The 13001-nt window shown below is 74.0% G+C and carries 8 protein-coding genes; 6 read left to right on the top strand and 2 right to left on the bottom strand.

The features are described 5' to 3' along the window. Window positions 1-15: 15 nt before the first annotated feature. Window positions 16-1194, bottom strand: coding sequence for a PQQ-dependent sugar dehydrogenase (locus H1D33_RS16910; protein WP_181572221.1), 1179 nt, complete (start codon window positions 1192-1194; stop codon window positions 16-18). Between the two features lie 88 nt (window positions 1195-1282). Here H1D33_RS16910 and H1D33_RS16905 point away from each other — a divergent pair, with 88 nt between their 5' ends. From H1D33_RS16905 to H1D33_RS16885, 5 genes are all read left to right on the top strand, one after another. After that, complete coding sequence (locus H1D33_RS16905) at window positions 1283-2647, top strand: glutamine synthetase family protein (RefSeq protein WP_181572222.1); 1365 nt, start codon at window positions 1283-1285, stop codon at window positions 2645-2647. Between the two features lie 103 nt (window positions 2648-2750). After that, complete coding sequence (locus tag H1D33_RS16900) at window positions 2751-4106, top strand: aldehyde dehydrogenase family protein (protein ID WP_181572223.1); 1356 nt, start codon at window positions 2751-2753, stop codon at window positions 4104-4106. Window positions 4107-4111: 5 nt separating this feature from the next. Continuing rightward, the gene (locus H1D33_RS16895; RefSeq protein WP_181572224.1) at window positions 4112-4879 is read left to right on the top strand and encodes a 3-oxoacyl-ACP reductase; all 768 of its coding nucleotides are present in this window, start codon (window positions 4112-4114) and stop codon (window positions 4877-4879) included. An 11-nt stretch (window positions 4880-4890) separates the two neighbouring features. After that, on the top strand, window positions 4891-5649 hold the full coding sequence (locus H1D33_RS16890; RefSeq protein ID WP_246412054.1) for a gamma-glutamyl-gamma-aminobutyrate hydrolase family protein: 759 nt from the start codon (window positions 4891-4893) through the stop codon (window positions 5647-5649). A gap of 123 nt (window positions 5650-5772) precedes the next feature. After that, window positions 5773-9432 (top strand): SpoIIE family protein phosphatase, encoded by a 3660-nt coding sequence (locus H1D33_RS16885; RefSeq protein WP_181572225.1) that lies wholly within the window; start codon window positions 5773-5775, stop codon window positions 9430-9432. On the opposite strand, the gene H1D33_RS16880 is transcribed toward H1D33_RS16885, so the two are convergent. Further along, entirely contained in the window at window positions 9429-11627 is a 2199-nt protein-coding gene (locus H1D33_RS16880; RefSeq protein ID WP_181572226.1) for a hypothetical protein, read from the bottom strand. The genes H1D33_RS16885 and H1D33_RS16880 overlap by 4 nt on opposite strands. 141 nt (window positions 11628-11768) lie before the next feature. Between H1D33_RS16880 and H1D33_RS16875 the strand changes: the two genes are divergently transcribed. Then, entirely contained in the window at window positions 11769-13001 is a 1233-nt protein-coding gene (locus H1D33_RS16875) for an FUSC family protein (RefSeq protein ID WP_181572227.1), read from the top strand.

Genomic DNA, 13001 nt, shown 5'->3' with positions numbered 1-13001 from the left:
GCGTATCCCTTCGGGTCAGGGCTGAGGTTGGCGGTGGGTGAGCGGGAAGCGGAGGATGCGGTCGTCGTCGGCCGCCGGCGGAACGCCGCGCGGCTCGCGGTTGCTGGTGGTCACCCAGAGCGCGCCGTCCGGGGCGACCGCGACGGTACGCAGGCGGCCGTACGTCCCGACCAGCTCCGCCACCGGTACGCCGACCTCGCCGGCGGCGTCGACGGGCACCGCCCAGAGCCGGGTGCCGCGCAGCGCCGCGACGTAGAGCGTGCCCCGGGCGAACGCGGCGCCGCTCGGGGAGGTCTGGGCGGGCGGCCAGACGACCACCGGGTCCCGGAACCGGGGGTCGCCGGCGACGCCCTCCACGACCGGCCAGCCGTAGTTGCCGCCGGGCAGGATCCGGTTCACCTCGTCCCAGGTGTTCTGGCCGAACTCGGTGGCGAACAGCCGGCCGTGCCGGTCCCAGGCGAGGCCCTGCACGTTGCGGTGGCCGTAGCTGTAGACCGGCGAGCCCGGGAACGGGTTGTCCGCCGGCACGCCGCCGTCCGGGCGGATCCGCAGGATCTTGCCGTTGCGGCTGGTCAGGTCCTGGGACCGGGCGGGCACCCCGGCGTCGCCGACGCCGGCGTAGAGCATGCCGTCGGGGCCGAACGCGATCCGTCCGCCGTCGTGCGAGGTTGCCCGGGGGATGCCGCCGAGCAGCACCTGCGGGACCGGCGTCGGGGCCAGCCGGAACCGGACCACGCGGATGTCGGTGGCGCTGGTGTACGCGGCGTAGACCCAGCCGTCCCGACGGTAGGTGGGGGAGACGGCGAGCCCGAGCAGGCCGGCCTCGCCGCCGGCGACCACGTCGGCGATGCGCGCCACCTGCCGGGTGGGCCGGCCGGGGCGGACCAGGAGGACGGTGCCGAGGTCCCGCTGGGCGACCAGGGCGCCGCCGTCGGGCAGGAAGGCGAGTCCCCAGGGCACCGCCAGCCCGGTCGCGACCACCCGCGGGTTCGCCAGGTCGTAGCCGGCCGTTGGCCGCCTGTCGACGTGCCGCTCGAAGCCGGCCGGGCGCAGGTCGACCAGGTCCGGCTGCGGCGCCGGGTCGGTGGCCGGTCGCGTCGGGCCGGGAACGGGCTGCCGGTCGGCGCGGGCGTCGGTGGCGCCCAGCCCGATCGCGAGGACGGCGGCGACGGCCGCGACGATCCGACGACGCATGTGCGCTCCTGGAGTTTCGCCGCCGGTCGCACCGGGGCATTGACGGTGATCCGGTTTGCCAGTAGACCTTGGTGATGGAGGCCCCCTGATGAGTAGAACGCCGTTCTCCCTGGAGCAGTTGCGGGTCGCCGTCGCCGAGGGCGAGATCGACACGGTGGTGCTCGCCCTCACCGACATGCAGGGCCGGTTGCAGGGCAAGCGGATCCACGCGCCGTTCTTCCTCGACCAGGTGGTGGAGAACGGCAGCGAGGGCTGCAACTACCTGCTCGCCGTGGACGTGGACATGAACACCGTCGACGGCTATGCGATGTCGAGCTGGGAACGCGGCTACGGCGACTTCGCCATGCGCCCCGACCTGGACACGTTGCGCCGGACGCCGTGGCAGCCCGGCTCCGCGATGGTGCTGGCCGACCTGGAGTGGCTGGACGGCTCCGGCCCGGTGGTCGCCTCGCCCCGGCAGATCCTGCGCCGGCAGCTCGACCGGCTGGCCGCGCACGGGCTGACCGCGTACGCGGGGACCGAGCTGGAGTTCGTGCTCTACCGCGACTCGTACGAGGAGGCGTGGCGGCGCGGCTACCGCGAGCTGACCCCGGCCAACCAGTACAACGTCGACTACTCGCTGCTCGGCACCGCCCGGGTCGAGCCGCTGCTGCGTCGCATCCGCACCGAGATGGCCGGCGCCGGGCTGACCCCGGAGAGCGCGAAGGGCGAGTGCAACCTCGGCCAGCACGAGATCGCGTTCCGCTACGACGAGGCGGTGGCCTGCGCCGACCACCACGTCGTCTACAAGAACGGGGCGAAGGAGATCGCCGCCCAGGAGGGCATGTCGATCACGTTCATGGCCAAGCCGAACGCGCGCGAGGGCAACTCGTGCCACATCCACTTCTCGCTGCGCGACGCCTCCGGCTCGTCGGCGATGCTGGGGGACGGGCCGGCGCACCTGAGCGTGACCGGGCAGCGGGTGCTGGCCGGCCTGCTCGCCACGATGCGCGAGTTCAGCCTGATGTTCGCGCCGAACATCAACTCCTACAAGCGTTACCAGCCCGGCTCGTTCGCGCCGACCGCGCTGCGCTGGGGCACCGACAACCGCACCTGCGCGCTGCGGCTGGTCGGGCACGGTCAGGGGATGCGGGTGGAGAACCGTGTCCCGGGCGCCGACGTGAATCCCTACCTGGCGATCGCCGCGCTGGTGGCCGGCGCGGTGCACGGCATCGAGCACGAGTTGGAGCTGGCGGACGAGTGCACCGGCAACGCGTACGACGACCCGGCCGCCGAGCGCGTCCCCGCCACGCTGCGCGACGCGCTCGACCTCTGGCAGGGCTCGCAGGTGGCCCGGGAGGCGTTCGGTGACGAGGTGGTCGCCCACTACGCCAACTACGCGACGGTCGAGCTGTCCGCCTTCGACGCCGCGGTCACGGACTGGGAGCTGGTGCGTGGCTTCGAGCGCCTCTGACCCCCCGAGTCCTCCGCGATCTTGCACTTGCGGCCCGCGAATCGCGGCATGAGTGGCTTTTGTCGGGGCAGTAACTGCAAGATCGCGGAGAGAGGGGGCGCGCGTGGGAGAGGTGATCTCGCCGGTTGACGGGGCGAGCCTGGGAGCGGTGGCGGGCGCGGGGGTGCGTGACGTGGACGCGGTGGTCTCGCGGGCGGCCGGCGCGTTCGAGGGGTGGCGGAAGGTGGCGCCGGGGGATCGGGGGCGGCTGCTGCGGCGGTTCGCCGCCGAGGTGGACGCGCACCTGGAGGAGCTGGCGCGGCTCGAGGTGCGCAACGCCGGACACACCATCGGCAACGCGCGCTGGGAAGCCGGCAACGTCCGCGACGTGCTCGACTACTACGCGGGCGCGCCGGAGCGGCTGACCGGGCGGCAGATCCCGGTGCCCGGCGGCCTCGACGTCACGTTCCACGAGCCGCTGGGCGTGGTCGGCGTGATCGTGCCGTGGAACTTCCCGATGCCGATCGCCGGCTGGGGGTTCGCCCCGGCGCTCGCCGCCGGCAACACGGTGGTGCTCAAACCGGCCGAGCTGACCCCGCTGACCGCGCTGCGCCTGGCCGAGCTGGCGCTCGACGCCGGCCTGCCCGAGGGCGTGTTCACCGTGCTGCCCGGGCGGGGCGCCGTGGTGGGCGAGCGGTTCGTCACCCACCCGGCGGTCCGCAAGATCTGCTTCACCGGCTCCACCGAGGTCGGCACCCGGATCATGGCCGGCTGCGCCGAGCAGGTGAAGCGGGTGACGCTGGAGCTGGGCGGCAAGTCGGCGAACATCGTCTTCGCCGACGCCGACCTGGCGAAGGCGGCGGCCACCGCGCCGTCGTCGGTCTTCGACAACGCCGGCCAGGACTGCTGCGCCCGCTCCCGCATCCTGGTCCAACGTCAGGTGTACGACCGCTTCCTGGAACTGCTCGAACCGGCCGTGCGGGCGTTCCGGGTGGAGGACCCGGCCCTTGAGACCGCCGAGATGGGCCCGCTGATCTCCGCCGCGCACCGGGACCGGGTCGGCGGGTACGTCGACGGCGCGGACGTGGCGTTCACCGGCTCCCGCCCCGACGGACCCGGCTTCTGGTACCCCCCGACCGTGCTGCTCGCCGGCTCGCCGGCGGACCGGCACTGGCGCGAGGAGATCTTCGGCCCGGTCGTCTCGGTGCTCCCCTTCGACGACGAGGCGGACGCGATCCGGCTCGCCAACGACACCGAGTACGGGCTCTCCGGCTCGATCTGGACCCGGGACGTGGGCCGGGCCGTCCGGGTGGCCCGCGCGGTCGAGGCGGGCAACCTCAGCGTCAACTCGCACTCCTCGGTGCGCTACTGGACCCCGTTCGGCGGGATGAAGCGCTCCGGCCTCGGCCGGGAGCTGGGTCCGGACGCGCTGCACGCCTTCACCGACGTCAAGAACGTGTTCATCGGCACCGAGGAGTGATCATCGTGCAGGGACGACTTACCGACCGGGTGGCGGTGGTGACCGGCGCGGGCAGCGGCATCGGGCTGGCCACCGTGCGACGCTTCGCCGCCGAGGGGGCCCGGGTGGTCTGCGTGGACATCGACGCCGACGCCGGCACGCGCGCGGCCGAGGAGGTCGGCGGGGAGTTCGTCGCCACCGACGTGGCCGACGAGGCGGCGGTCCGCGACCTCTTCGACGGCGTGGTGGCCCGCCACGGCCGGGTGGACGTCTCCTTCCACAACGCCGGCATCTCGCCCCCCGACGACGACTCCATCCTCGACACCGGGCTGGACGCCTGGGAGCGGGTGCTGCGGGTCAACACCACGAGCGTCTACCTGTGCTGCAAGCACGTCATCCCGCACATGCGCCGGCAGGGCAAGGGCTCGATCATCAACACCGCGTCGTTCGTGGCGCTGATGGGCGCCGCGACGTCGCAGATCGCGTACACGGCGAGCAAGGGCGGGGTGCTGGCGATGACCCGGGAGCTGGGGGTGCAGTTCGCCCGGGAGGGCATCCGGGTCAACGCGCTCTGCCCCGGCCCGGTCGCCACCCCGCTGCTGCTGGAGCTGTTCGCCAAGGACCCGGAGCGGGCCGCCCGGCGACTGGTGCACGTGCCGATGGGCCGGTTCGGCGAGCCGACCGAGATCGCCGCCGCGGTGGCGTTCCTGGCCAGCGACGACGCCTCCTTCATGACCGCCGCGCAGTTCGTCGTGGACGGCGGCATCACCGGCGCCTACGTGACACCCCTGTGAGGAAGCGGCCGGTGATCGGCATCACCGCGTACGTCGAGCCGGCCGGCTGGGCGGTGTGGCGGGACGTCCCAGCGACGCTCGTGCCGCAGGCGTACGTCCGGGCCGTCACCGCGGCCGGCGGCCGGGCCGTGGTGCTGCCCCCGGACGACACCGACGCCGACGTGCTGGAGGTGCTGGACGGGCTGCTGCTGGCCGGCGGCGCGGACGTCGGCCCGGAGCGGTACGGCCAGCCGCCCGACCCGCGCACCGAGGCCCGGCCGGACCGGGACGCCGGCGAGCTGGCGCTGCTGACCGCCGCGCTCGCGGCCGACCTGCCGGTGCTGGGCGTGTGCCGGGGCATGCAACTGCTCGCCGTCGCCTACGGCGGCACGCTGCACCAGCACCTGCCGGACGTGGTCGGCCACGACGGGCACCGCCCGGCGCCGGGCGTCTACGGGTCGCACCCGGTGCGCTTCACCGCCGGCAGCCTGGCCGGACACGTGATGGCCGGGGTGGACCGGGTCAACTCGTACCATCACCAGGCGGTGGCCGACCCCGGCGGCCTGGCGGTCACCGGCCGGGCCGACGACCAGGTGGTGGAGGCGGTGGAGGACCCGGCCCGAAGCTTCGTGCTCGGCGTGCAGTGGCACCCGGAGAACGAGGTCGATCCGCGACCGGTCGCCGCGCTGGTGCGGGCCGCGATGTCGCGCAGATCACAGGCCGTCGAGCCGACGTCCCGGCCGGCTCGACCCGGCCCGGCTCGCCCCCGCCCGCCGGTTACGACAGGATGAGGCGGAGGTAACCAGCGTCCGTCGGGCCGCGTGCGTTACGTTGCTCGTTCGCCGGGGTAGTAGGCGGGGACGGTCGGCGTGGTCGCGCCGGCCGTCGTGAACTTGGCCGGAGCGGGAGGCTGCATGGGCTCGGCCCAGGGGGGCGGGGACGTCGGTCGTTCGTCCCCGGCGGCCGGCGAGTCGTCACTGCCACCGTTGCTGACCGCCGCGTTCGCCGCGGGCGGGGAGATGGGCGAGCGGCTGCGCGGCTTCGACTGGTCGGCGACCCGCCTCGGCCACCCGCACGGCTGGCCGTCCGCGCTCCGCCACGCGGTGAGCACCATGCTGGCGTCCCGCGCCCAGATGGTGGTGTTCTGGGGCGAGGAGCACCTGGCGTTCTACAACGACGCCTACCGGCCGACCATCGGCGACAAGCACCCGGCCGTGATCGGGCAGTCCGCCCGGCTGCACTGGGCGGAGACCTGGGACGTGCTCGGCCCGCTGCTGGACGGGGTGCGCCGCACCGGCGTCCCCTACCGGGGCGAGAACCATCCGTTCGTGATCAACCGGCACGGCTTCCTGGAGGACGTCTACTTCGACGTCTCGTACGACCCGATCCGCGAGGCCGACGGCACCGTCAACGGGATCTTCTGCTTCGTCAACGAGACCACCGGCCGGGTGCTCGGCGAGCGCCGGCTGCGGACCCTGGCCGAGCTGGGCGACGAGCTGGGCGAGGTGCCGAGCACGCTGGAGCTGGGCCGGGCGGTGGCCCGGGTGCTCGACGCGCACCGCGCCGACGTGCCGTTCAACGCGATGTGGCTGCACGACTCCGACGGCGTTCCCGCGCTGGCCGGCTGCGCCGGCGTCGACCCGGCCGTGGTCGCCGGCTGGCCCGGCCTGCCCGCCGGCGAGCCGCTGACCGCGCCGCGCTGGGTCGCCACTTCCGACCTGCCCGGCCCGGTGCCGGCGGACGCCGCCGACCAGGCGCTGCTGCTGCCGCTGACCGCCACCAACGAGCCGGCCGGCGCGCTGCTGCTCGGGGTGTCCCGCCGGTTGCCCTTCGGTGACGACTACCGGGACTTCGTCGACCTGGTCGCCGCGCAGGTCTCCCGCGCGGTGAGCAAGCAGCGGGTGTACGAGCAGGAGCGCGCCCACGCCGCCGAGCTGGCCGCGCTGGACCGCGCCAAGACCAACTTCTTCGCCAACGTCAGCCACGAGTTCCGCACCCCGCTCACCCTGGTCCTCGGGCCGCTGGAGGACCTGCTCGCCGACCGGGAGCTGCCCGAGGGCTACCTCGACCGGCTGACCGTCATGCACCGCAACGGGCTGCGCCTGCTCAAGCTGGTCAACACCGTGCTCGACTTCTCCCGCCTGGAGTCCGGCCGGCTGGCCGCCCGCTTCCAGCCCACCGACCTGTCCGACTACACCGCCCGGCTGGCCAGCACGTTCCGCTCGGCCACCGAGCGGGCCGGGCTGCGCCTGGTGGTCGACTGCCCGCCGCTGCCCGCGCCGGTCTACGTCGACCGGGACATGTGGGAGAAGATCGTCCTCAACCTGGTGTCGAACGCGGTCAAGTTCACCTTCGACGGCGAGATCCGGGTCCGGGTGCGCCCCGGCGACGGAGCGGCGGTGCTGGAGGTGACCGACACCGGGGTCGGCATCGCACCGGAGGAACTGCCGCAGGTCTTCGAACGGTTCCACCGGGTGGCCGGCGCGCGCTCCCGCACCCACGAGGGGACCGGCATCGGGCTCGCCCTGGTGCGCGAGCTGGTCGAGATGCACGGCGGCGTGGTGACCGCGCGCAGCGTCGTCGAGCGGGGCACCACGTTCACCGTGACCGTGCCGTTCGGCTACGGTCACCTGCCCGCCGACCGGGTGTCCGCGCTCGCCCCGGTGCCGCTGACCGAGCCGGAGCAGGCCCGGCTCTACGTCGCCGAGACGGCGCTCTGGACCGACGAGGTGGCCCGCCCCACCGGGCTGCCCGAGCCGTCCGGCACGCCGGGTGGCTCCGGCCGCGTCCTGCTCGCCGACGACAACCCCGACCTGCGCGAGCACGTCAGCCGGTTGCTCGCCCCGGCGTACGAGGTGGTGGCCGTGCGCGACGGCGTGGAGGCGCTGCGGCTGGCCGTGGACAGCCCGTTCGACCTGGTGCTGACCGACGTGATGATGCCCCGGCTGGACGGCTTCGGGCTGGTCGCCGCGCTGCGCGGCAACCCGCTCACCCGGGGAGTGCCGATCGTGATGCTCTCCGCCCGCGCCGGCGCCGCGGAGGAGGTCGCCGGTCTCTCGGCCGGCGCGGACGACTACCTCACCAAGCCCTTCTCCAGCCAGGAGCTGGTGGCCCGGGTGCGGGCCAACGTCGAGTTGGGCCAGCTCCGCGGGCAGATCATCCGCCGGCTGCGGGCGCTCGCCGACGCCGCCGTGGCGATCAACACCGCCCGCTCCACGGTAGAGGTGGTGCGGGTGGCCGCGGAGCACGCGCTCAACCTGGCCGAGGCGGGCCGGGTGCTGGTCGTCGCCGGCGGCACCCGTCACCAGGAGGACGCCGGTGGAGACCTGCCGGCCGAGCCGTCCGCGGTGCTGCCGCTCACCGGCACCACCGGCGAGCAGCTCGGCGAGCTGCGGGTGTGGCGACGCGAGGGCGGCGGCGCCGAGCAGGCGGCGCTGACCGAGCTGGCCCGGCTGATCGGCGTACGGCTGGAGAACGCCCAGCTCTACGAGGTCGAGCACCGGATCGCCACCACGCTCCAGCACAGCCTGCTGCCGCGGACGCTGCCGCAGCTCCCCGGCGCGGTGGTGGCCAGCCGCTACCTGCCCGGCAGCGCCGACGTCGAGGTCGGCGGCGACTGGTACGACGTGATCGGCACGCCCGACGACGAGCTGGTGCTGGTCATCGGCGACGTGGTCGGCAAGGGCGTGCGGGCGGCCGCGGGGATGGGCCAGCTCCGCAACGCGCTGCGGGCGTACGTGCTGGAGGGCTACGACCCGGGCGAGGCGCTGACCCGGCTCAACCGGCTGGTCCACTCCACCGACAGCGGTTCCTTCGCCACCGTGGTCTGCCTCGACTTCTCCCCGCGCACCGGCCGGCTCCGGTACGCCAGCGCGGGTCACCCCTCGCCCCTGCTGATCCGAGGAGACGACGTGGCCTTCCTGCACGGTCGGGCCCTCGGGCCGCCGGTCGGGGCGATCCCGGGCACCGTCTACCGGACCGTCGAGGGCGAACTCGCCCCCGGCGGCCGGCTGCTGCTCTACACCGACGGCCTGATCGAGGACCGGGAGTCGGGCGTCGACGCCGGCCTCGGCCAGTTGCGGGCCGACGCGAGCGCGGGCGGCGAGCACGTGGCCGACCTGGTGGAGGCCGTGGTGGAGCGGGTCGCCGGGCGGGACCGGCACGACGACGTGGCGGTGCTGGCGCTGGAGGCGGCCGAGCTGAACCGGTTCGCGCTACGGCTGCCGGCCGACCCGACCCGACTCAGCGTGCTGCGCAAGCGACTGGAGGACTTCCTCGTCGCCCACCAGGTCGAGGAGACCGACCTGTTCGACCTGACGGTGGCGATCTCGGAGGCCGCGGCGAACGCGATCGAGCATCCGGTCGACCCGGTGGACCCGGTCATCGCGGTCGAGGTCACCATCGCCGACCGCACGGTCACCGCGACGATCCGGGACAGCGGCCGGTGGCGCGAGTCCAGCGGGTCGAGTTTCCGCGGGCGCGGGCTGGCCCTGATCCAGGCGCTCGGGGAGATGAGCGTGACCCGCACCGGGGACGGCACCGAACTGACGCTGCGGCGCCGACTGGCCGACTAGTCGTCCCGGGGCAGCCGGGCGGCGAGGTCGCGTACGGCCGCGCGGTAGGTGTCGTCGAAGCGGAACAGGTGACGTTCGATCGGCGGTGGCACGGTGTCGCCGGGCGCGACGGTCAGCCCGGCGGGGTCGCGCACCGGGTGGTCGACACCGGCGGCCGGATCGTCCGGTGACCCGCCGTCCGGAGGGAAGATCACCCCACCGACCGGGTCGGTCCGGCGCCACAGGTTGATCCAGCGCCATCCGATGTCCCCGCCGATGCGGCGCAGCATCGCGTCGTTGAGGTAGGCGGGGAACACCCGGGCGTAGAGTCGGCGCAGCGGGGACGCGAAGGTGAGCAACGCGACCCGGGAACGCGCGGACGCGGGAAGTTGCAGCGCGGCGACCGCGGCCAGCACGCTGCCGTGACTCTGGCCGGCCAGGACGACGGTGTGGCCGGCGTCGATGAGGTGGCGGACCCGGCGGGTGAGGTCGGGCACCGCCCGCTCCGAGTAGCAGGGCGCGGCGAGCGGGTGGGCGCCCCGGGGCCAGAAGGTCGCCAGTTCCCACAGGATGCCGATCAGGCGGATGCCTCTCGACCGGTAGGCGAACAGGCCGAAGACGCCCAACAGGAGGGCGAAGGTGCCGATCAGGTAGGCGCCGAGGTCGGTGACGAAGATGACGGGCCGGGCGAGTGACTCGCCGACGAGCCGGCGGGCCAGGTCGCCGGGACCGTCGTGCAGGATCGCCGATCCGGCGGCGCCGAGCGAGATCGTCGCCAGGGTGGCGTACGCAGCCGGCGCCAGCGGCCCGAGCTTGTCGGCGAGCTGCGCCGAGACGATCGCGTCGCGTGCGGCGTGGACCCGGGCGGGGGGCGCATGGCCCAGGTCGGCGTACTCGGCCCGCACGATCCGCATGGCCGAGGCCCGACGCGCAGACCGCCGCCACAGTCGGCGGGTCAGCACGACGGCCGCCGCGAGGATCACCGCCAGGAAGAACCCCAGGGCTGCCCAGCGGAAGGCCACCGGCGGGGTCAGGGGTGGCGCGCCCGGCGGCGTCGGACGCGCGGGCGTGGGGCTGGACCCTCGGTCCAGGTAGTCGGCGGAGAGGTAGACCACGCCCGAGGAGTAGGAGACCGCGAACCCGATCGCGATGAGGATGAGCACCGGCGCCGCGAGCCCGCGCAGGACGGCGGAACCGGTGACGTGGTGCCGGCGGGTCACGACGACCAGGGCGACCAGCGCGGTGAGCAGCACCATCTGGCTCACGTAGACGGCGGCGACGAGCACGTCGTAGCCGGGCAGGTTGTCCGCGGCGGCCCAGGATTTCCGGGGTACGAGCGAGTAGGCGAGAACCGCCACGGTCAGGACTCCTGACGAGCGGGCCAGCGTTCGGGTCGCGGTGGCGAAGCGCGGTTCGCTGGTGCGGCGCTCGATCGCGGGCAGGCAGCAGATGATCAATGCGGTCGTGGTGACGGCCACCACGGCCGCGAACAGGAGGTAGCCGGTGAGCCGGCGGTCGTGCGGCACCAGCGCGCTGAGCACCGCGATGTCGAGCGTCCCCAGGGCCGCCACCAGGTGCACGGCGCGCAGGTGCCGCACGAGGCTGCGGTTGTCCCAGAACGCCGGGTCGTCGAGGCCCTCGATCTCGGTGTCGCCGCCGTCGGGCGCCCGGGTCTCCGGAAGCTGCCACGTCCGGCGGCCCAGTCGCCACAGCCCGGCGATCGCCGCCAGCGGAAGCAGGGCGAGGATGGCGAGTTCCCAGCCGGCGGGCAGCCCGGCCAGCCAGGAGACGAAGCGGCGGTTCTCGTAGCAGCGTGGATAGCTCAGGCACTGCCAGGCGACCAGATCGAGTGCCACGCCGACCACCGCCAGCACGTACATCATGGTCAGCGAGACGGACAGCAGCCGGACGACCGCCCGGGCCGGTGCGCCGGCGCGGCCGGTCAGCGGCAGGGCCCAGAGCGCGACGTTGCCGAGCATGAAGGGCATCAGCAGCACCAGCGAGAACGTCCGTCCGGCCGTGCCGCCGGTCAGCCCGTTCCACCGGTACGCCTCCAGGCGCGCGGTCCCGGCCGGCTCCGGGTCCTCCGGTGCGGCTCCGGGCCGGTAGAAGCCCGCCTCGGCGTCACCGGCGACGCGGTGGGCGGAACGTTCACCGAGGATCCGGTCGGAGCTGCGACCGCCCACCCCGTGCACCCGCAACTCGATCATGGCCACCCGGTCACCGCTCCCGCTGTCGAGGACGCGGGTGCGTACCCCGTGCCGGCCGAGACATGTCGGGTCCGCGTTCGATCCCGCTTTTCGCCGGGATCAGAGGAACGCAAGCCGTAGCGTATCGGTGATGAGACGAGGATCGGGGTGAGCGCGAGCCGGCGTCGCACCCACGATCCGGTCGGCGCGGCCTGGGCCGCGGTCCGGCGTACCGGTTCCGCCACCGCCCACGACCGGCTGGTCCGTCTCCGGCTGAGCCTGCTCGTGGCCGTCCAGTCGGGGGTGGCCGCGGCCGGCGCGTGGTGGATCGCCAACGACGTCCTGGACAATCCGCAGCCTCTGTTCGCGCCGGCCGTGGCGGTCGGCACCATCGCCAGCTCGGTGGGGCAGCGCTTCCGCCGGACGCTGTTCCTGGTCGCCGGCGTGGCGGTCGGCATCACCCTGGGTGATCTGCTCGTTTCCTGGGTGGGGCAGGGGCACGTGCAGATCGGCGCCATCGTGGCCGTGTCGATCCTGTTCGCCGTGCTGCTGAGCGGCGAGGGCTCGTTCGTGACCCAGGTGGGCGGCAGCGCCATGGTGATCGCGGTGCTCTCGCCGGCCAACACGAGCCTCGCGCTGCCGCGCTTCGTCGACGGCCTCGTCGGCGGCGTGGTGGGCATCCTGGTCGCCCTGGTGGTGCTGCCCCTGCACCCGATCCACCGCATCCGGCGCGCCGGCCGGCCGCTGCTCGACCACATCGCCGGCCAACTGGAACGGCTGGCCGAGGCTGCCCGCAAGCGCGACGCCGAGGCGGCCAAAGAGGCCCTCGACACCCTGCGCGGCGTCGACACCTCGGACCTCCAGACGGCGTTGTCGGCGGCCGTCGAGGTCGTCCGCATCTCGCCGTTGCGGTGGCACAACCACAACTCGTTGGAGGGCTGGCGGCACGGCGCCGGTCTGATGATGCGGTCCCTGTTGCAGAGTCGCGACCTCGCCCTCAACCTGGAGACCGCGCTCCGCCACGACGAGCCGGTCCCCGCGCCGCTCGCGGCGGCCGTCGACGATCTCGCCGAGGCGGTCAGGCACGTCGGTGTGGAGTGGTCGCCGTCGTCCGACCGGCCGTCCCGCTCGCAACGCGCGGCGCTGACCGCGATCCGCCGGGCCCAGGAGGCGCTCAGCGCAGGCCTGCGCATCGGCGGCGTCAACGTGGCCAACGACGTCAGCATCATCGCCGTGAACACGATCCGGGCGAGTGGCGTGAGCAAGCAGGACGCCGAGGAGCTGCGGCGGAACCTCGCCCCCGACGCCACCAGAGACGCCGGTGAGCCGGAGTCGGAGCGGCGTCACCCGCCGGCTGCGCCGGGGCCGCCGCTCGCGCACGGCACGGGGGAGCAGCCCTGA

The organism is Micromonospora ferruginea (assembly GCF_013694245.2).
Classification (GTDB): domain Bacteria; phylum Actinomycetota; class Actinomycetes; order Mycobacteriales; family Micromonosporaceae; genus Micromonospora; species Micromonospora robiginosa.
This window is presented reverse-complemented; position numbering and strand designations above follow the sequence as displayed.